This window comes from Otariodibacter oris (genome assembly GCF_009684715.1).
Lineage (GTDB): Bacteria > Pseudomonadota > Gammaproteobacteria > Enterobacterales > Pasteurellaceae > Otariodibacter > Otariodibacter oris.
Map to the genome: position 1 here is coordinate 964,798 of NZ_CP016604.1, position 18,579 is coordinate 983,376.

Here is an 18,579-nt window from a genome sequence, read left to right on the forward strand (position 1 = left end):
TTAAAGCTCCTCCAGTTGTGCCACGCTATCGAGTACGATTTCATTAATGCCTCTAATCGCACTTTGTAAGATATGCGGTTCTATATCTTGAATATCTGCTCGAGCGATTACCTCTAGCATTGATTGAGCATTCCACAAAGACGATTTAGCATTTTTAAAAGCATTTAGTTCTGGTTGTGGTAAGACGTCTTTAATGTAAGTAAATGTTTTTTGCTCTGCTTGTCTTGTCGCCTTATTTGCCATTTTTTGCCCCCTCAATGCGTTTCAACTCTGTATAAATCTTCCATAAACAACTTTCTAATACTGATAAAGCTTTATTAGCGGTTACTTCTTCGTTGTTTTCTGTCCAACGCTGTAGCAAGGTAACGATAGCTTCGGCTTCTTCTTGGTATTGAAATAAAACATCTAGATCAATTTGTGAAATAGTGAAAGTCTTAGACATGAGCCACCTCCAAAGCGTTAAAAGTGTTCGCATTGAAAGCGGAATCAGGCAAGCGACCAACTGGAATCAAAACATATTCACGAGCTTTAAAGGCTCTAGCTTGTGTTTCGTTTTCAGCAAGTATGCGGATTTGTTCTGCTTTGGTTTTGTCGTAATGTTGGCGAGATATGCCTAGAAATTGATAGATCATTGTCGTAACTCCGTTGATGATTTTATCTAGAGTTACCGCTAAAGTTTCCAGTCTTGGGCGGTAACGTGTAACGGGCTGGAAAACTGCGATCAACGGAACACAGCAAAGGGCGAAACCTTTCCCATTACACGCTACCATAGAGAATAGACTATCAGTAGATAGATCTATTTTAGGTGTGCGTGTGCTACAAACAAAAAAAGCACGAGTTAAAGGCGTGCTACTGTTCGCCGTTGATTTATAGTTCGAGTTTCCAGGCTCGGCATTAGATTTTGCTAATGCGTAATTAGAATAAAATAAATTGAGCCAGTTTGTAAAGTGATTTTGTTCACATTTTTTAAATTTAGGGTATAGATTTATGGGATTTTTTACCCATTTTTCTACAAAAGGTGTATTATTTACCATAGATTTCATTCCTTAAATATCCACTAACAATTTGTAACTAGGTGCGTTTTTTGCTACTAGGTACAATTTTTGTTAGTGGTTTTTTACTGTTTTGGTAAAGGTTTATTGACTGATGCGGTAAATCCAAAATTGGATCGGCTAACCAACGCAAAATTGCGTCCGTTGATTACTTCCATTTATTGATAAACTCGGTTTTTTGTATCTAAATCAATGATTGTTTTTTGTGGTCTTAACTGATAAATAAGTCCTAAATCAGCAGATGTAACCAATAAAGGAACGTCAGAAGTTGCTTGTTTAAATGAGATAACATCAAGTAAGGCATCAAGATTTTCTAACCAATAATCATCAGTAAAATATCTAGTTTTATCTAAGCGATAAATTGAGAAAAACATATCTTTTTCAGTGTCATACTCAATAGAGAAATGCGGGAATACCAGTTCTCTAGTAATTGAGATTGGTAGTTGATTGATTTCTTCATCGGTTAATTGTGTTTCAATTTCACAGCTCATACTTACCCCCTTGTCGCCTTTTGTGCTTCAATCCACGCATTAACTTCCTCTAAATCCCAACGGATAAAGTTTTGAGAGAATCGGATTGGTTGAGGGAATTGTTTTGCTTTAACAAGAGCATTTAATTTGGTACGACCAAAAGATGTAAATTTGAGTAATTCAGCCGTTGTGATGAGTTTTTGAGGTTGTAAATTTTCCATAAAAAAAATTCCTATCGTTAGTTAAACTTGGTGAAGTTATGCATAACTTTGCGAAGTTGTTCGAACGATAGGAATCTTATGCCTTAAAATTTGTAATTCTGGAAATTTCCCGAACTTTCCAGTGTTTTCCTGTATATAGCTATTCTTTTATATCTAACTCTATGCCTTTTACCCAGTTCAGTAAGGTTTTTCCTGTTGGGAGGTGCTTACTAAGCCCGTTTTCATCAAAAGATCTTTGGATTGCACCATTCGCACTTATTGGACTACTATTTGGATCATGAACATGAGGTCTTGGGTTTTCTGCAATCTTCTCACCATAATGAATATAAAGTAAGGATTTAATAAAAGCATTTTTCTTGTTATCAGAGGCAGGAGATGGTTTCTTACTTTTTTGTGAGCTTAATTCTTCTATTGTTTTGTCTTTAGATAGGATTTCTTTTTCTAACTCTTTTATTTTATCCGTTAGCTTTTTGATCTCTTCTGGGTGTGAATAGCTTGAATCAATAATAGAAAACATTTCTAAAAATTTAATCAAATTATTATGCAATATAACAATATCATTTAATTGTATTTTTATATGATCTTTTATTTCTATTTGTATTGAGAAGCTATCATTGAAAAATATTGAATTTATATCGCTAATGTAGTTTTTTTCTAACAATTCATCCACATTGTAGCTTGAAAACTCATATGGATATATATGCATGTATCCAGAAAATTCCGCTAACTTTAATGGTTTTGATTTTTGGTTATGCCAAAATTTTTGATAGGTAAGTAAATTCCTGTAATCTTCAGAGTCTGCATCTATATAAACGGATAAGAAAAAGTAGTCATTATGTATTTCTAAAGGTATTGGTGCATCAGTAGAGTAATTTCTAAATTGTCGATTACAGATATTTGTTTCTGATACAATTAATCTAATAATTGATGTTGAAATCTTATTCCCTATACTTTTTTTATTTATTGAGTATAGAGAATCAACATTTCCACACACATATATTGATGCCTGTAATTCCTCATTTTGTATATATTCAATCAAATCTTTTTTTGATATATCAATATTATGATTTTGTGATATGTATTTAACAGCATCATCTAGTGAATATGCAGGCTTTGGCAATACCCTAGAGTTTGTCATAAATGCTCCTTCATCATTTATTACCTTATGAGGAACACGCCAGCTAGTAAGGTGCTAGTTTTCGGTGATCAGCCTAGACGTGTTTTATTTGGATTAATTTTTACTATTTTCAATATCAATTTTAATATCAAATAAATCGGTTTTTTCTCCAGTCTTATTATTAACCCAGGATACTTTTCCTGATGCAAATGGTTTTTCTGTGAGGTCTTTATTTTTCATATTTGAATTTCTAAAATGGTTGGATTTCTTCGGGAATAAAATTTCCTCACTATCTTCTAACTCTTTTGGGTCTGAATTGTTATCTCGATTTTTCCCAAAAAACACCCTAAATAGCCCAGTTAATAATATCCAACACACACCAACAATCGATAAAGATTGCCATGAGATCATAAATTTTCCTCATAATAAAAGAGAAACAACTTATTTCAATATATCAAAAATAGCTGTATATTCAACAATTACTTAAATTGTTTTTTTAGTTCATCTACAAGGATTTTTTCAGCTTTTTTGAGAGCTTTATCGCCCCCTTGTTTTTTGGTTTTTTCCATAAAATGTTTCCCTTCCATTTTGCTAGTTCCTTGATCAAGCAAAAACCAATAGAACGGGTCGGTGCGGTCTCTGGTGTTTTCTCCGATTCTAGCCATCCGTCTGCCTTTTGTTCGTCTTACTCTTACTACGGTATAACCAGATAAGCCATTTTTCCGAACTTTTGTTCTATGACGTATATTATTTTTAACACTACCTTTCTGTCTAAAATCAGTGCTTCTTCCTAATGTAGGTACAAGTGGTTTAGCTGTTTTCTCTAACTCTTTTGCTGCTTCATTAAGCGACTTCCTAATAGCTTTTTTTGCTGCTTGTTCAAGTTCTTTTTGTTTTCTTTTGATATTCCGTTCAATCTCTTTTAAACCTGTGATTTTAATGCTCATATATTTTCCTATAAATCAATGCCTGTAAATGTGTCTAATTCCTGCCGTTGTTCTTCTGTCATATCAAAGGCTAAATCCCCATACTCAAGCTGATACGTTCCTAATCCCATTAAGAAAGCTATTGCAGGGTCTATCTTGTTGGCTGATTTCTTCTTATTTGGTTTGATGTTGGCATTTGCATCACTTTCCATCACCACATTTGATAAAGCCCAAGATAGAACAGGGTCGCCGTTATGTTCGATAACTTGGCGATTGATTAGTACCTCTGCGGATTTTGCAACGGGGCTATATCGTTGGTAAGTTTGAGGAAATGGTTCAACCTCTAAGCCATAGCCTTGTAATTGTGTGCGTAGGTGTGTTGCATTCCAAACGTCAAAGCCTATCATCTTAATTTCAAAATGTTCTGCATCATTGAATATATCATCTCTGATTCTGTCATAGTCGATACAGTCGCCTTTAGTAATGCGTAACCATCCCATCCTTTGCCATTGCTGATAGATTGCTCTGTTCTTGTTTGCCACGTTTTTTAGTTGGTATTCGGGAATGTAGTGCCGTGTGATCAACCTTACTCGATTATTATCGGTTGGGAATACATAGCAAATACTGGTTAAATCGTTGGTACTGGATAAATCTAATCCCATATAGCAAGCCTTGCCGTGTAAATCACTCTCTTGATAGCTTCTCTCGCACGCTTTCCAGTTACCTTCACCAAGCCAAGGGGTAGAGCCATTGCACCACACATTAAAGCGTTTAGTCAGCATTTCTACCCATTCGGAAGGTATTCCCCTTGCTTTGGTTATCGTGTTCTCAAAGTCTTTAAATGGAATTGATTTACCAATGTTTGGATTGGCTTTTATCCATTGGGTAGGATCATCTACTTCACTTTCATCATCTAACTCATAAATCAGAATGAAGATAGATTCATTTTGTTCTGCACCATCTAAGATTTGACAACAATAATCATAATGCTGTTTGCAAGCTGAAATGGTATTACTGCCTGCGGTGGTTATTGCAAATAATAGCCCTTCTGGTCTTGCCCCTTGTCCTAATTCTAAAGCAGAATAAACGCTATTATCAGCGTGTAAATGGTATTCATCCACAATCGCAAGGCTTGGGTTAGTTCCTTCAATAGTTGATGATTTACTTGCAAGCGGTCGCATTAGGCTATTCTTTTGCATAAAAAGCATTTTGTGCTGTTGGATAGTTAAACGCTTACTTAATGGCTTGGATAACATTGCCATTTTCTTTGCATCATCAAATACTATTCTTGCTTGATCACGACTGACTGCAGCGGTGTAAATATCCTGCTGCCCTTTTTCCATTACTAGAAACCAATTAGCTAGAATTGCTGCAATGGTGCTTTTAGCGTTCTTTCTTGCTACCTGTACATAAGCAGAACGGTATTTTCTTAATCCTGTTTCTCGGTATTTAAACCCCAAGATATTAGCAAAGAGGAAGATTTGCCAATCAGATAGCTCTATTGGCTGTTTATATAAATGACCTTTGACGTGCGGACATAATCGAGAGAATTTTATAAACTTCTCAACTACTTCATCATCAAAATAGTAAATGGGGTTGTTTAAGTCATTAAAATAGCGGTTTACGGCTTGTTTTATGCGTTTACAAGCCACTATTTCGCCACTTTTTACCCCATTAGCATAATCATTCCAGATACTCATAGATTGTCTATTTCGTCTAATTCTTCGTTATCTACTGGTGTTTTTCTTCGGCTAACTGGATCAAAGCCAAGCAAAGCAGACATTTTTATGATGATTTTTTCTGCCTCTGATTTAGCTGTTAAGGCAGGATTGCGTGCCTCTGTACCTTGACTGTTTGTGATGCTGAAACCACGTTCTGCTATGTTCTGTATAGCTTGGCGATAAAGAGAATAATTTACACAATATAACTCAAGGTTTGTGTAATCTTCTGCAGTAATATCCCCACGCTCTGAAAGTGCTTTGATTTTTAATTTCCATTGCCCCTTTGCAATATCATCCAGATAATCAGGGGCTTTGATTGTTCGTTTCCTTGTCATCTGCTTTCCTTATGTTCCTATATTTTCTAAAAAATCATTGTGCGTAAAAATCTAATTGGGGGGGCGGTTCTCTGGCTTTCGTGATTTTTTTCCAATACTCCCCCCACCTCTATAATTTATTTTTAACTTATTGTTTTTAAAGCAAAGACCAAAATTGGTTTTTGTTATTACATTTACTTGTATTCAGTTGTGTTCATATGAACACGACTGAACTATAGAGATATGTCTATAGTTGAACTGAGCTCATATGAGTTCGGTTGTAGTTGTGGAGGTATATCCACGACTGAACTATAGACATATCTCTACGGTTGAACTGTTGTGATATCGCAACGGTTGCACTTGTGGTCATATCACCACGACTGATCCAGTTATAGAGATATGTCTATAACTGAACTATGGCCATATCACCACGGTTGAGCTGTTTCGATAACGAAACAACTGAAAATAGTTTTATAAATCTTGTGTTGTTGTGATATCGCAACAACTGAATATTCCAGCCAATCCAAAATTGGATTGGTACAACTCATTGATATTTAAGCAAAGACCAAAATTGGTTTTTGTTACTTTTTCGAGCCATATCCTCGTTTATCTATTTCTCGTGTCTTGTAGCTGTGGCAGTTACGGCATAATGCTTGATGATTAGATTGCACCCAGAAAAGCGGATCACGCTGTCCGTTCTCTACTGGCTTAATATGGTCAATGACTGTTGCAGGTGTATATATTCCTTTATCTAAACACATGACACATAATGGATGATGCTTTAAGTATTCGGCTCTGTACTTTGACCATCTGTGGTCATATCCTCTTTTGCTTGCACTTTCTCTATTATCCTTTGGCTTGTGTTCTTCACATCTGCCAGACTTCACACGATTACGACAACCAGGGAAGGTGCAACGTCTTAATGGTTGATATGGCATAACGTCCTTAGAATATACTTAACTCTCGGTATGGATTCCATAAAGCACTAATTGCCATTGGCACTTCATAGAGTTGAACATCACTTACTATCTCTCTATTTGCATATAGATGGCCAATAAACATTAAGCAACCTACTTTTATTCCTTGAGTAAATTGAACAGTTTCCTCTGTGGTTGTATCTGCAAAACGTTTGCCTATATGATTTTGAGCAACCTCAAGGGCTGAATCTGCTAACACCTCTAAGAGTTCATCATCTAAATCATGATCAATGCGTAAATGATTTTTTATTTCTTCTATATCAATTCTTGCCATGTTTTCTATTCCTTAATATTCGTGGGCTTCACCTTCTTTACACATTAACTGAATTTCTTTATGTTTTTCTTGGGAATCGATCACAGAATAGATTTGTAAAATCCTGTCGCCGTATTTCACTCTCATCTTTCGATTTAATCCTGCTATATATCTGATCCTAATTCGGATAATGTTTTCGCCTAGCTGAAAAGGACCGCTAAAGTATTCACGTCCCTGTAATGGCTCAATAGATGCTCGTATAGTGGCAAAATCTTCCCACGCATAAATGCTATCGTTTGTTTTGATAATCGGCTCTTTTGCTATATTGCGTTTTTGTAGAGTGATTACCTTGTCAAATTTTCCTGCTCTAACCATCCTTGACATCATTAGCCCCTTTCTTAACTTCTACGGTTTGTTTCCAAGCTTGGCTATATTCATCACCGCCCTCATAAGGTGGTAAGCCTTCACGTTTGCGTGCTTCATTTGGGCTTAATATTCCGCTTTTGATTGCGATTTCGTAACTGCTGAATCTTTCTTGTTGATTGGTTCTTAATAGGTCGCTTGTATCAAACTCAATCACATAACGTTTTTTACGATTGCTTGATAGATCAATCATTAAGGCATCTTTTAGCTGTTGTTCAAAATTGACTAAATGTGGGCGTAATGTTTGCCCTAAAAATGCCCGACTTGCTTCACTAAAATTTGAATAGGTTGAATGGCTGTAATCCTGTAAAAAGATTGGGCTAATATTGAAAATGCGTGCGATATCCTCAATCGTAAATCTACGACTTGCTAACCATTCGGCATCTTGGTTGCTCATACCTAACTGCTTGTATTCCATCCCACCTTCAAGGATTGGGGTTTTACCTGCATTCTTTGCACCTTGATAGCGTTTGAGGGCATCCATTGCTTTTTTGCCTTTGGCTTGATCAAACCATTCGGCAGTAGTTACCACACCACCTGCCATCATGCCATTTTTCATTACTGCCGATCCGTGTTTCTGTTGAGCAATACCCAAGCCGATAGCTTCACGGCAAACAGTAATAGGGCTTCTTCCCATAAAGCCATCATGTGATGCGTGTCGTAAGTGCAGCACTTCATCCTGCAGGTAGTTTTTTACTTTGCCGTCAATATCGGTAATCTGGTAAATATAAGTGCCTTTTGGTGTTCTTTGAACATTAACCGCATAAGGTGGGTAAGGTGTGAGTGATTCGGGCTGTCCTTTATCATCCCACCCAATGACTGCGTAAGCGTTACCACTTAAAAGAACGTGCCTCATCATCACCTCTTTAAATTGGTATGGTGTTTGATTGCGGTTCGGCATTTCATTGAGCAGGTATTCTACGCTGTGGTTTTCTATTCTTTTTCTTCCGTCTGAATTGAGTTCAAACAGATAGCACGGCATACTTGCTACGGCTTGAGCAATGACATTGACTGCATTTAAGACTGCGGGTAAGGTTTCCGCATTAAGAGGGCTGACAAATTCGCCTGATCCTGTATTGGTTGCACCCATTACTGAAAACATATCATCAATCGTTAGGCTGCGGTTTTCAGGTGCTTTCTTTCTGAATAATCCAAACATTTATAACCCCAACACTTCTAACTTTCTTTTTCGATTTGCATCTTGCCAAGGGTGATCACCTTTTTTTGCCATCACCTTAGAACGCTTTAAGACTTCTAAGCTTGAATCAGGATAAGCAGGAACACTGGTAACAGTGATTTCGATTAGTTCGGCTTTTTGTACGGTTCTTAGGTTCGGTTCGACTGAAAAATCCCACTCGTTTTGCTGTGTGAGAAAACCGAAGGACATCCCTCTAATATCGCCACGTTCAACGCTAATTAGTAAATCTCGTCCTGTTTGTGTATCAGGTGGGTATAGCTCAAAGCGTAAGCCTATATCATCTTCCTCAAGCTTTAATGTACCGCTTGATGTTCTGCCAAGTAATTTAGTGTGATCGTGTTCAAATAAGGCACGGATATCCTTTCCTGCTCTTAATGAATCACTAAAGGCATTTGGTGAAAAACGCTCTACAAATTCGCCCCAAAGGACTTCGCTGTCTTTGTTCCATTGGACGACATAACCAACAAGCTTTTTATTTTCATTATCAGCCGTGAGTATAGAGGAACGGATTTCTAAATCTTTCATTTCTTCTCCTTAAGACAAAAAAGGGGCATCTATTCAGAATACCCCTAAGAGGATTTATCCTTTGGCTTCTAATACCTTGATAGCATTGAAATCAACCACACCACCGCCTAGATATTTGTCGGTATGGACTTTGTAGAATCCAGGCTCAGTAATTGCATCAGGTTTTGTTCTGATGCCTGTTTCATGATCTGCAATGGTGTAGCCTCGTTTGAAATCACCTACTGCAAGGAATGGATTCGTGCCGCTTGCCTCTGGCATTGTTTCCAAGTAGTAAACAGGTAAACCCAATAAGGTAGCAGGTGAGCCTGCTTGTAAACCATCTCGCCAGATATAATCACCATTGCCATTTTTAAGTTTTTGCAATGTGCTTGCTGTTTGTGAGTTCATAACCCACACGGCATTTTTGCGGTATTTGCTATGTAAGGTGAAATACAAGTCAATTAATACATCTGCAGTAAGTTTTGATGGTTGGATTTCCATTTTTTGCAATGTGCCAAATGGACGAGTTTTATCGTTGGTTGCAGCTCTTGGGTAATTCAAGAAACCTTTTGCTTGTTTTGTGCCGTTACCATTGGTTAGGTCGGTTTCTTCTGTTTCGGTGAATGTTTCTGAAATTTCATCCGTTAGCCATCCTAAAATATCAACCCCACCAAAATCTAAGATTTCTTGTGTTGTTTTCGGGTAAGCATAAATGTTATGAAGTTCAATCGTTACTTCATTCATTTTCGGGGTGTTGGTTTCTGTTCGTGCTTCACCTTCGCCAATATGATTTATTACTGCACCACCTGCAGAAACGAGTTTCTTATACTCTTTAGCCCCAACAGGTAAGCGAACAACATTACAGATTTGACGCATTACAGAATCATCTGTTAAACGTGTCATAACCTCTTTATCTAACATTGGAATAACAGAATAGCCACCATCTTTACCGCTATCTGTATTCGTTGCTAAAGAGCGTAATTCACCCGTTTTAATCCAATGGCGAAGGTCTTCATTACCTGGTCTGTTTGTCGCCTTTTCTGTGCGTTGTAATTGCGGATTACTACGCTCTTCATCTGTAACAGATTCCAAGCGACCGATTTCAGTCTGTAAATCATCAGCAATCTTTTTTAGTGCATCAAATTTGCCTGCTTCATCTTCATTTAATGAGCGATTTTCTTTATCTGCGTTCTCAATTAAAGCTCGCATATCTGAAACTGTTTGTGCCTTTTTTTGACGTAATTCAATTAATTTCTTAAGCATTATTGGTATTCCTTAGTTGAGATAATTTATATCAAAATAAAGAGTTGAATTAATCCATTTATTTTCTTCTGGATCATATTCATATGCGTATCTGCGAATTTGACAGTCGTCCACAGATGATAGGTTGACTTTTCGGAAAATAGCTGCAATATTTTCAGCAACGAGATCTAAATTTTCTTCACTCGATGTCATCGGGAGATAAATACCAATACATAAAGATGCATCACATTCATTTAAGCAGATTGTACTTTCTGAATATTCTGCTTCATCAATATAAACAGCTATCGTAGGAAGTTCTGCATTTACATCTCTAAAGATTGGACGACCGCTATAAAATCGGAATGATCCATTGATATTTTCCCTTAATAAGGAAATTACTTCTTTTCTAATATTTTCATTTGAAATCATTTAGTTATCCTTTAAAAGTTGGTGGTATAGAAAGCCCATAGAACAATATATAGCCTAATTATCAGAAGTAAATGGCATATTTTTTAAGCGAAAGACTACGAAAAGATACGAAAGCAAAATTTACAAAACTTTATTTTTTAATTGGGTTGTAGTGGTATTTTCAGGGCAAAATGTTCTAAATCTGCTTTAGATAATCTCACTTACAAGTTCACTTTTTCACTTGAAATTCACTTACAAATTCACTTAATTATTCTTTTTATTTTTCAATAAGTTATAAATAAAATATATAGTAATAAGTGGATAAGTGACTTTTTTTTAAAAAATTTAGTTTTTTTTTGAGTGGTTGAGTAAAAGGCATAAAAAAACCTAGCAAATAATGCTAGGCTTTATGGTTATTTGGTAGGTGTGGCAAGGGTAGAGTGAATAGAGCATTGTTCTACATAATCGCCCCACATCTGCATCACAGGCTTTCGTTGTTCCAGGTAAGTAGAACGCATGTAGGCTAAACTGACTTCGCTACCTACCGCATGAGCAAGGCAAGCCTCTGCAACTTCATAGCTTACCCCTTGTTCTGCTAAATAGGTTCTTGCTATGGCTCGCAATCCGTGTGCTGTTTGTTTGCCTGCATAGCCCATTTTTCTAATCGCACTATTAGCTGTTTCTTTACTCATAGATTGATTAGGTTTGCTGTAATGAGGAAATACAAATTTTTTATTACCAGATATAACCTTCATTTTTTGCAATATTGCGATAGCTTGGGTGGAAAGGGGAACAGTATGCGGATTTGCACCCTTTTTGGTTTTCTTCATTTTCTCTGCAGGTATGTTCCATAGGCTTTGCTTCCAGTCTATTTCTGACCATTCAATGCTAACAGCTTCAGCAGGTCTAACCATAGTTAATAATTCCCATTGAATTAAAATCTTTGTGATCATATCCCTGTTTGAATTATTTAGTGTAGTAAGAAATTCGGGTAATTCTTTGGGGTGTATAGCAGGATTTTTTTGTTTTGGTTTCTTACTGAATGCTTGATTGACCTTTTCGCAATAATTAAATTGCATTACTCCAATGTTTACAGCATAGTTTAGAATTTGATTAGTGAGTCTTATAATACGATGCAATGTATCGCTTTTACCTTCCTCGGCTAAAGGCTTTAATGCCTCAATTAGAATGACTGGAGTAATGCTAGTTACGGGATAATCACCAATACGGCTAAATAAATGTTTTTCTAGTCTTGCCCAGTTCTTTTCCATTGTAAGAGCCTCAATTCCCGCACTTCGAACTTTTTTCCAATTTTCAGCTATTTTATAAAGTGTATTGGATTGATTCTGTAAATGTTCAATTTCTTTCTCTTTTTGATGAATTTGTGGATCGATACCTTGAGCTAGTAAAGAACGATATTCTTGCCTTTTGGCTCTAGCTTGAGCAAGCGTTACATCTGGATAAATACCAATGCCCATATTAGTTCTTTTTTTCGTAATTGGTTTTATGTAGTTAAATAGCCAATATTTAGAGCCATTAGTTTTTACTCTTAAAAATAATCCTTGCCCATCAACAAGAGAGTAATCTTTTTCTTTGGGCTTGGCTTTATCAACTTCGGTATTAGTTAGCGGTTTAGTTTGTTTAGGCATAGTATTGGAACACAAAAGTTATATTTATTAGTTTTAGTAACACAAAATAAAATTGAGTTAAGCCTTGATAGACAAGCTTTCTCACATTTTTTGTAACACAAAATTTTGCGTATTATACATTGTGTTACTATTTGTGTTACTAAAATCAGCGATTAAAGACGGAAAACTACGAGATACTGCGTATAGTAAAATTATAAAAAAGTGGCTTAAAGCTAGTATTTACAAGGGTTAAACGAGAAGTTACGAGAGGGTATGAGATGAAAGATGGTGCGACCGGGTGGACTCGAACCACTGACCCCCACCATGTCAAGGTGGTGCTCTAACCAACTGAGCTACGGTCGCATATTTGAAAACGAGGCGAATTCTAAATTAAAAAGCGGAGTTATGCAAGACTCCGCTTTTTAGTTGATTGTTTTTAGTGCAGGTTATACTGATATAGTGGTAACGAAGAGTGTAATGCCTTCTACTTTATTCACTTCGACTATATCGCCGACTTGCAGATTTTTACCTATTACTTTCCAAGTCGTATCGCCAAACTTGCCACGAATTACCCCATTTTCTAAGATTTCCGAGATGACACCTTGCTGTCCGATCATAGCATGGTCTCTTGCATTAAGATTGGTTGCACCATCTTCTTTACTGTCTTTGCTATGTTGGAATTTCCACCAAAGAAAACTAAATATAATGGATAATATGGCGAAAAGTGCAAGTTGCCAACCTAGTGGTAACGTAGGGGATAATTTAACAACACCTGCCACGATAATACCTGCAAATCCCCACCACATAAGAAATACACCCGGTATGGCAATTTCTAAAATGAGTAAGACAAAGCCAACAATTAACCAAATTGTCCAGTTACTTAACCAGTCCATTATCTTCTCCTTAGGTTATTGATAGTAGGGATTGTATGTTTATTTTTTATCAGCTTTAAGTAGTTCAGCAATACCCGCAACAGAACCAATTAAGTTTCCTGCTTCAAGAGGCATTAAGACAACTTTACTATTTTCAGCAGAGCCAATTTGTTGAATTGCTTCAGTATATTTTTGAGCAATAAAGTAGTTAATTGCTTTAGTATCGCCAGAGGCAATTGCGTCAGAAACCAATTGTGTCGCTTTAGCTTCGGCTTCAGCGGCACGTTCACGCGCTTCTGCTTGTAGAAAGGCCTCTTGTCTTTCCCCTTCGGCTTTTAGAATACGAGCTTGCTTATCCCCTTCTGCACGAAGGATTTCTGCTTGCCGAATTCCTTCCGCTTCTAGAATATCTGCACGTTTATTACGTTCAGCCTTCATTTGAGCGTTCATCGCTTCTACTAATTCTTTTGGTGGGCGAACATCACGGATCTCAATACGGGTAACTTTTACACCCCATAAATTAGTCGCTTCATCGACAATTGATAATAGACGACCATTGATGAGATCGCGTTGAGAAAGCATATCGTCTAAATCCATTGAACCTAACACTGTACGCATATTCGTCATGGTTAAGTTAATAATTGCTTGTTCTAGGTGATTGACTTCATAAGCTGCACTACGAGCATTAACCACTTGTACAAAGCAGACGGCATCAATCGCAACACTTGCATTATCTTTAGAAATGACTTCTTGAGATGGAATATCAAGTACTTGCTCCATCATATTAATTTTACGACCGACTCTATCAATAAATGGAACAACTATATTTAAACCAGGTGTAAGTGTTTTGGTATAACGACCAAATCGTTCGATTGTCCAGTGATAACCTTGAGGAACGGTTTTGATGGTAGAGATTAAAACGACAATAACTAAAACAACAAATACGATGGAAACAATTGGAAATTCAAACATTTCAACCCCCTTTTAGATTAATAAATGCAATGGTAATGATATATCTTTTTTTATGAAATTCTAGTAGTTTCAATCCTTTTAAGCGTATAATTTTCACATTGAATTAATGAATAAAAACGATTTATGAAGCCTGCAACAGCAATTATTGATGGAAAAGCATTACGCCATAATATTGATATTATTAAATCCCTTGCACCAAATAGCCAAATTTGTGCAGTCGTAAAAGCTAATGCTTATGGATTGGGTATTCGTCGGGTAGTTAGGGAGCTGGAAGATCATGTTGATGCTTTCGGGGTCGCTCGCATTAAAGAAGCATTAATGATTCAAGAGAGTGGCTATGAAGGAAAAATCGTCTTATTAGAAGGATTTTTCAATAAAGAAGAATTACTCAAAACACTCTCTCGCCGATTTGATACGGTGATCCATAATCTTGAACAATTAACCTTACTTGAGTCAGTGGCAGATAAGTGGCAAGCCGAGCAAGAAAAAGGATTTTGGCAACGCAAAACAAAGATTTATTTCCCCATTAATGTCTGGCTAAAAATTGATACAGGTATGCACCGATTAGGTATCCATCCTGATCAAGTGGAAGAATTTTATCGACGTTTAAAAAATTGCCCTCTTGTAGAAAGTATCACTTTTATTAGCCATTTTAGCCGAGCTGATGAATTGGATTGCGGCTATACAGAAAAACAAATTCAAGTCTTTGAAAATGCAAGCCGTGACTATCCTGCACAACGTAGCATTTCTGCCTCTAATGGTATTTTATATTGGAAACAAGCCCATTATGATTGGGTTAGACCGGGCATTATTATGTATGGCATTTCGCCACATAATACACCAATCATCGATCTAGGTTTTCAACCTGTGATGACATTATCTTCCTCACTCATTGCGGTTCGAGATCATAAAGCAGGTGAGCCAGTCGGTTATGGCGGAGCTTGGGTCAGCGTGCAAGATACTAAAATTGGTGTGGTGGCGATTGGTTATGGCGATGGCTATCCTCGTAATGCCCCAGAAGGTACGCCCGTATTTATCAATGGACGTAAAGTGCCGATTGTAGGGCGAGTGTCAATGGATATGATGACGGTTGATCTTGGCTCGGATAGTCAAGATAAAGTGGGCGATGAGGTGATCTTGTGGGGTAAAGATTTACTGATTGAAGAAGTTGCAACCTCTATTGGCGTTATCAATTATGAACTCATCACACAATTAACTCCAAGAGTGCTAATTGAATACATGGATTAAGCGAACAATAACAGCAATATATTTCTCTAAAAATACAAAAGCGAGGCTTCAGTATAAATAGTGGCAATATTTATATTATAGTTTACTAAGGTCATATTATAGTGATTTTGTAAAATTACGCTGATTGGTATGAAAAATATAAACAATAGGATTGAATGAATATCTAAGATATATTGGGATAAAATATCGTTTTGAATTATTCAGGATAATTGCTTAATTTAGAGTTAAATTAATCAATGTACTTAAAATATGTGTAACAATGGAATTTTATGAATAAGCTTATTAGACGTCGTACCTTGAAAACCACAAAAATGTTATCAGATAATCCTCTGCTCAATCGAATTTATCAAGCAAGGGAGATATCTTCTCCGGATGAGCTTAATTTGTCTTTAAAAGGAATGCTAAATCCTCAATCTCTTTCTAATATTGATATAGCAGTAGAACTACTTTATCAAAGTTACTTAGATAATAAGCATATTACTATTGTTGGGGATTTTGATACAGATGGAGCGACGAGTACGGCATTAGTATTATTAGCATTACGGCAATTTGGTTTCAAAAAAGTTGATTATCTTATTCCTGATCGAATTTCTCAAGGTTATGGTTTGAGTCTTGATATTGCAGAATTACTTCTTGAAAAAGGTTCCGACGTCGTACTTACTGTAGATAATGGTGTTTCTTCAGTTGAAGGTATTGAATTGCTTAAATCTAACAATGTCTGTGTAATTGTGACCGATCACCATTTACCTGCGGATTATCTTCCAAATGCGGATGCCATTGTAAATCCGAATCTTGATGATTGTACTTTTCCATCTAAAGCACTTGCAGGAGTAGGTGTTGCTTTCTATGTTATGGTCGCATTACGTATAAAATTTAGAAAAAATGGAGTATTTAAAGATTTTGAACCTAATATTACTGAATTACTTGATTTAGTTGCATTGGGTACAGTGGCAGATGTTGTACCCCTTGATCATAATAACAGAATTTTAGTTTTTCAAGGATTAAATAGAATTCGAGCTGGTGTTTGTCGAGTAGGGATTAAGGCCTTAGTTGAAATATCTAAACGTAATTTGGGTAAATTACAAGCGAGCGATTTAGGGTTTTCTATCGCTCCTAGGCTCAATGCTGCTGGGCGATTAGAAAATATGTCGTTAGGCGTAGAATTATTGATTTGTGATGATATTAATACAGCACGACAATTAGCTTTGGAATTGGATAGTTTAAACCAAACTAGAAAAGAATTTGAACAGGATATGAAGACTGAGGCATTAGCTATTTGTGCAAAGTTACCTCATTTGAAAGATTCTTCTCAAGCTCAATGTATTGTTGTATATCAAGAAGATTGGCACCAAGGAGTTATTGGTATTCTAGCCTCAAGATTAAAGGACCAATTTCATAGACCTGCAATTGTGTTTGCAAAAGATGGAGATCTCTTGTTAAGAGGTTCGGCTCGCTCTATATCAGGTGTGCATATTCGTGATGTATTGGAAAGAGTGAATTCAAACTACCCAAATTTGATTGTGAAATTTGGTGGACATGCAATGGCTGCAGGTTTGACAATCAAAGAAGAAAATCTACTTCAATTTCAACATTATTTTAATCAGGTAGTTCAGGATTTTATTGAGATAGAACAATTACAAGGTGTAATCTATACAGATGGCGAGTTGAGGGAGGATGAATTAACCTTGGATACAGCTGAATTATTACAAAAATCAGGTCCATGGGGACAATATTTTCCTGAACCTATGTTTGAAGGTGAATTTAAAATTCTTCAACAACGGATAGTTGGGCAAAATCATTTAAAATTAATATTGGAAACAAAGTATGGTAAATGTTTAGATGCAATTTGGTTTAATATTGATCGTAGCAATTATCCGGATATGTCATTGAAGAAAGCAAATATAGTTTATAAACTTACTATCAATGAGTTTAGGGGGGAAGAAAGTTTACAACTTTTGGTTGAGGAATTATATTGTACAAAATATGTATAAAAGGCTAGAATAAACTAATTAAGTATTGTAGAATGGTAAAAGCTCTTATGGGTTTTTTGACTCAAAAGTCATTTACAATTAACAAAATATTTACAAGGATCCTTTATAATGAAAAAGACAACTGTTTCCCGAGGTTTATTATTAACAAGCTTAGCTTTAGCTTTAGCTGCTTGTGGTAATTTGAGTAATGTATCTAATGAAGGTACTACAGATAGTCCAGTATTCCCTAAGATTTCGGAATCAAAATTCAATCATGATGGATCTCAATTCGGTTCTTGGCCTAATTGGGAAAATGTTCGCCAAATTGAAAAGGGAATGAACAAAGATCAACTTTATTATTTGATTGGTCGTCCACATTTCTCGGAAGGCTTATATGGCGTTCGTGAGTGGGATTATGTATTTAATTACCGCGAAAATGGTGTACATAAGGTTTGCCAATTTAAAGTATTATTTGATACTAATATGAATGCTCAAAGCTTTTTTTGGTATCCAAATGGATGTAATGGTAATGCATCATACAATTTAAGTGGTGATTTCTTGTTCGATTTTGATAAAGATGTATTGACAGCGAAAGGTAGAGAAGTTGTGGATAGCGTTGCTGAACAACTCAAAGCATCAAGAGCACAACAAGTTAAAGTGGCTGGTTATACAGATCCATTGGGTTCAGATGCTTATAACTTAAATCTATCTCAACGTAGAGCAAATACAGTTAAAGCTAGATTGATACAGCAGGGCGTAACAGCACAGATTAATGCTATTGGGTATGGTGAAGCAAACCAAGTTAAAGCATGTGAGGGTGAAAATGGTCAAGCTCTTCGTGATTGTTTACGTCCAAACCGTCGTGTAGAAGTAACTGCTAATGGTGGTGTTCTTACACAAAGTGAAGGTGGTAATGTTGCAGGTCCTAATGGTCCAGCACCACTTTATCAAACACCTGCATATGATGGTAATCAATAATTTACTGATTCTAAATTAGAATAGTAGAATAAGGGTGATATTTATATCACCCTTTTTTATTATTCTAGAATAAATTATATGGAGA

General features: G+C 36.3%; 23 protein-coding genes and 1 tRNA gene. 3 read left to right on the top strand and 21 right to left on the bottom strand.

Annotated features, from left to right (window positions below; translation table 11 throughout):
- The 21 genes from A6A10_RS04445 to A6A10_RS04545 form a co-directional block, all read right to left on the bottom strand.
- A complete protein-coding gene (locus tag A6A10_RS04445) occupies nucleotides 1-243 on the bottom strand; it encodes a hypothetical protein (protein WP_121121568.1) in 243 nt (80 codons plus the stop codon).
- Entirely contained in the window at nucleotides 233-442 is a 210-nt protein-coding gene (locus tag A6A10_RS04450; RefSeq protein WP_121121566.1) for a hypothetical protein, read from the bottom strand. The genes A6A10_RS04445 and A6A10_RS04450 overlap by 11 nt, the downstream gene beginning before the upstream one ends.
- Nucleotides 435-1,034 carry a host cell division inhibitor Icd-like protein gene (locus tag A6A10_RS04455; protein WP_121121564.1) on the bottom strand — a complete coding sequence of 200 codons (600 nt, stop codon included), beginning with the start codon at nucleotides 1,032-1,034 and terminating at the stop codon, nucleotides 435-437. Before A6A10_RS04455 ends, A6A10_RS04450 begins: the two co-directional genes overlap by 8 nt.
- A 176-nt stretch (nucleotides 1,035-1,210) precedes the next feature.
- Nucleotides 1,211-1,543, bottom strand: coding sequence for a hypothetical protein (locus A6A10_RS04460; protein ID WP_121121562.1), 333 nt, complete (start codon nucleotides 1,541-1,543; stop codon nucleotides 1,211-1,213).
- A 2-nt stretch (nucleotides 1,544-1,545) separates the two neighbouring features.
- The gene (locus A6A10_RS04465) at nucleotides 1,546-1,743 is read right to left on the bottom strand and encodes a helix-turn-helix transcriptional regulator (protein ID WP_121121560.1); all 198 of its coding nucleotides are present in this window, start codon (nucleotides 1,741-1,743) and stop codon (nucleotides 1,546-1,548) included.
- Between the two features lie 139 nt (nucleotides 1,744-1,882).
- Nucleotides 1,883-2,881: a hypothetical protein gene (locus A6A10_RS04470; RefSeq protein WP_121121558.1), complete on the bottom strand. Its 999-nt coding sequence runs from the start codon at nucleotides 2,879-2,881 to the stop codon at nucleotides 1,883-1,885.
- A gap of 93 nt (nucleotides 2,882-2,974) precedes the next feature.
- The gene (locus A6A10_RS04475; RefSeq protein ID WP_121121556.1) at nucleotides 2,975-3,271 is read right to left on the bottom strand and encodes a hypothetical protein; all 297 of its coding nucleotides are present in this window, start codon (nucleotides 3,269-3,271) and stop codon (nucleotides 2,975-2,977) included.
- Between the two features lie 68 nt (nucleotides 3,272-3,339).
- A complete protein-coding gene (locus tag A6A10_RS04480; protein WP_121121554.1) occupies nucleotides 3,340-3,807 on the bottom strand; it encodes an HK97-gp10 family putative phage morphogenesis protein in 468 nt (155 codons plus the stop codon).
- A gap of 8 nt (nucleotides 3,808-3,815) precedes the next feature.
- Nucleotides 3,816-5,486, bottom strand: coding sequence for a terminase large subunit (locus A6A10_RS04485; protein WP_121121552.1), 1,671 nt, complete (start codon nucleotides 5,484-5,486; stop codon nucleotides 3,816-3,818).
- Complete coding sequence (locus A6A10_RS04490) at nucleotides 5,483-5,842, bottom strand: phage terminase small subunit P27 family (RefSeq protein WP_121121550.1); 360 nt, start codon at nucleotides 5,840-5,842, stop codon at nucleotides 5,483-5,485. The genes A6A10_RS04485 and A6A10_RS04490 overlap by 4 nt, the downstream gene beginning before the upstream one ends.
- 560 nt (nucleotides 5,843-6,402) lie before the next feature.
- Nucleotides 6,403-6,759, bottom strand: a complete 357-nt coding sequence (locus tag A6A10_RS04495) for an HNH endonuclease signature motif containing protein (RefSeq protein ID WP_121121548.1) — start codon at nucleotides 6,757-6,759, stop codon at nucleotides 6,403-6,405.
- A gap of 7 nt (nucleotides 6,760-6,766) precedes the next feature.
- Nucleotides 6,767-7,072, bottom strand: a complete 306-nt coding sequence (locus tag A6A10_RS04500; RefSeq protein ID WP_121121546.1) for a head-tail connector protein — start codon at nucleotides 7,070-7,072, stop codon at nucleotides 6,767-6,769.
- 12 nt (nucleotides 7,073-7,084) lie between these two features.
- Nucleotides 7,085-7,435 (bottom strand): phage head closure protein, encoded by a 351-nt coding sequence (locus A6A10_RS04505; RefSeq protein ID WP_121121544.1) that lies wholly within the window; start codon nucleotides 7,433-7,435, stop codon nucleotides 7,085-7,087.
- A complete protein-coding gene (locus A6A10_RS04510; protein ID WP_121121542.1) occupies nucleotides 7,419-8,633 on the bottom strand; it encodes a phage portal protein in 1,215 nt (404 codons plus the stop codon). The genes A6A10_RS04505 and A6A10_RS04510 overlap by 17 nt, the downstream gene beginning before the upstream one ends.
- Nucleotides 8,634-9,197 carry an HK97 family phage prohead protease gene (locus tag A6A10_RS04515; RefSeq protein WP_121121540.1) on the bottom strand — a complete coding sequence of 188 codons (564 nt, stop codon included), beginning with the start codon at nucleotides 9,195-9,197 and terminating at the stop codon, nucleotides 8,634-8,636.
- A 54-nt stretch (nucleotides 9,198-9,251) separates the two neighbouring features.
- On the bottom strand, nucleotides 9,252-10,439 hold the full coding sequence (locus A6A10_RS04520; RefSeq protein ID WP_121121538.1) for a phage major capsid protein: 1,188 nt from the start codon (nucleotides 10,437-10,439) through the stop codon (nucleotides 9,252-9,254).
- A gap of 12 nt (nucleotides 10,440-10,451) precedes the next feature.
- Nucleotides 10,452-10,847 (bottom strand): phage tail terminator protein, encoded by a 396-nt coding sequence (gpU, locus tag A6A10_RS04525; RefSeq protein ID WP_121121537.1) that lies wholly within the window; start codon nucleotides 10,845-10,847, stop codon nucleotides 10,452-10,454.
- A gap of 392 nt (nucleotides 10,848-11,239) precedes the next feature.
- Nucleotides 11,240-12,475 (bottom strand): tyrosine-type recombinase/integrase, encoded by a 1,236-nt coding sequence (locus A6A10_RS04530; RefSeq protein WP_121121535.1) that lies wholly within the window; start codon nucleotides 12,473-12,475, stop codon nucleotides 11,240-11,242.
- Nucleotides 12,476-12,740: 265 nt separating this feature from the next.
- Nucleotides 12,741-12,817: transfer RNA gene (locus A6A10_RS04535), tRNA-Val, on the bottom strand.
- An 83-nt stretch (nucleotides 12,818-12,900) separates the two neighbouring features.
- Nucleotides 12,901-13,347 carry an NfeD family protein gene (locus tag A6A10_RS04540; protein ID WP_121121533.1) on the bottom strand — a complete coding sequence of 149 codons (447 nt, stop codon included), beginning with the start codon at nucleotides 13,345-13,347 and terminating at the stop codon, nucleotides 12,901-12,903.
- Nucleotides 13,348-13,386: 39 nt separating this feature from the next.
- A complete protein-coding gene (locus A6A10_RS04545; protein WP_121121531.1) occupies nucleotides 13,387-14,298 on the bottom strand; it encodes an SPFH domain-containing protein in 912 nt (303 codons plus the stop codon).
- A gap of 123 nt (nucleotides 14,299-14,421) precedes the next feature.
- Here A6A10_RS04545 and alr point away from each other — a divergent pair, with 123 nt between their 5' ends.
- From alr to A6A10_RS04560, 3 genes are all read left to right on the top strand, one after another.
- Entirely contained in the window at nucleotides 14,422-15,546 is a 1,125-nt protein-coding gene (gene alr / locus A6A10_RS04550) for an alanine racemase (RefSeq protein WP_121121529.1), read from the top strand.
- Nucleotides 15,547-15,815: 269 nt separating this feature from the next.
- Nucleotides 15,816-17,537: a single-stranded-DNA-specific exonuclease RecJ gene (gene recJ / locus A6A10_RS04555; RefSeq protein WP_121121527.1), complete on the top strand. Its 1,722-nt coding sequence runs from the start codon at nucleotides 15,816-15,818 to the stop codon at nucleotides 17,535-17,537.
- A 108-nt stretch (nucleotides 17,538-17,645) separates the two neighbouring features.
- Nucleotides 17,646-18,494: an OmpA family protein gene (locus tag A6A10_RS04560; protein ID WP_121121525.1), complete on the top strand. Its 849-nt coding sequence runs from the start codon at nucleotides 17,646-17,648 to the stop codon at nucleotides 18,492-18,494.
- The last annotated feature ends 85 nt before the right edge of the window (nucleotides 18,495-18,579 follow it).

Coding starts and splice junctions, on each gene's coding strand:
- alr (WP_121121529.1), top strand. CDS start 14,422: ATGAAGCCTGCAACAGCAATTATTGATGGAAAAGCATTACGCCATAAT.
- A6A10_RS04545 (WP_121121531.1), bottom strand. CDS start 14,298: ATGTTTGAATTTCCAATTGTTTCCATCGTATTTGTTGTTTTAGTTATT.
- A6A10_RS04495 (WP_121121548.1), bottom strand. CDS start 6,759: ATGCCATATCAACCATTAAGACGTTGCACCTTCCCTGGTTGTCGTAAT.
- gpU (WP_121121537.1), bottom strand. CDS start 10,847: ATGATTTCAAATGAAAATATTAGAAAAGAAGTAATTTCCTTATTAAGG.
- A6A10_RS04530 (WP_121121535.1), bottom strand. CDS start 12,475: ATGCCTAAACAAACTAAACCGCTAACTAATACCGAAGTTGATAAAGCC.
- A6A10_RS04480 (WP_121121554.1), bottom strand. CDS start 3,807: ATGAGCATTAAAATCACAGGTTTAAAAGAGATTGAACGGAATATCAAA.
- A6A10_RS04470 (WP_121121558.1), bottom strand. CDS start 2,881: ATGACAAACTCTAGGGTATTGCCAAAGCCTGCATATTCACTAGATGAT.
- A6A10_RS04490 (WP_121121550.1), bottom strand. CDS start 5,842: ATGACAAGGAAACGAACAATCAAAGCCCCTGATTATCTGGATGATATT.
- A6A10_RS04505 (WP_121121544.1), bottom strand. CDS start 7,435: ATGTCAAGGATGGTTAGAGCAGGAAAATTTGACAAGGTAATCACTCTA.
- A6A10_RS04455 (WP_121121564.1), bottom strand. CDS start 1,034: ATGGTAAATAATACACCTTTTGTAGAAAAATGGGTAAAAAATCCCATA.
- A6A10_RS04445 (WP_121121568.1), bottom strand. CDS start 243: ATGGCAAATAAGGCGACAAGACAAGCAGAGCAAAAAACATTTACTTAC.
- A6A10_RS04485 (WP_121121552.1), bottom strand. CDS start 5,486: ATGAGTATCTGGAATGATTATGCTAATGGGGTAAAAAGTGGCGAAATA.
- A6A10_RS04450 (WP_121121566.1), bottom strand. CDS start 442: ATGTCTAAGACTTTCACTATTTCACAAATTGATCTAGATGTTTTATTT.
- A6A10_RS04460 (WP_121121562.1), bottom strand. CDS start 1,543: ATGAGCTGTGAAATTGAAACACAATTAACCGATGAAGAAATCAATCAA.
- A6A10_RS04510 (WP_121121542.1), bottom strand. CDS start 8,633: ATGTTTGGATTATTCAGAAAGAAAGCACCTGAAAACCGCAGCCTAACG.
- A6A10_RS04475 (WP_121121556.1), bottom strand. CDS start 3,271: ATGATCTCATGGCAATCTTTATCGATTGTTGGTGTGTGTTGGATATTA.
- A6A10_RS04515 (WP_121121540.1), bottom strand. CDS start 9,197: ATGAAAGATTTAGAAATCCGTTCCTCTATACTCACGGCTGATAATGAA.
- A6A10_RS04560 (WP_121121525.1), top strand. CDS start 17,646: ATGAAAAAGACAACTGTTTCCCGAGGTTTATTATTAACAAGCTTAGCT.
- A6A10_RS04540 (WP_121121533.1), bottom strand. CDS start 13,347: ATGGACTGGTTAAGTAACTGGACAATTTGGTTAATTGTTGGCTTTGTC.
- A6A10_RS04500 (WP_121121546.1), bottom strand. CDS start 7,072: ATGGCAAGAATTGATATAGAAGAAATAAAAAATCATTTACGCATTGAT.
- recJ (WP_121121527.1), top strand. CDS start 15,816: ATGAATAAGCTTATTAGACGTCGTACCTTGAAAACCACAAAAATGTTA.
- A6A10_RS04465 (WP_121121560.1), bottom strand. CDS start 1,743: ATGGAAAATTTACAACCTCAAAAACTCATCACAACGGCTGAATTACTC.
- A6A10_RS04520 (WP_121121538.1), bottom strand. CDS start 10,439: ATGCTTAAGAAATTAATTGAATTACGTCAAAAAAAGGCACAAACAGTT.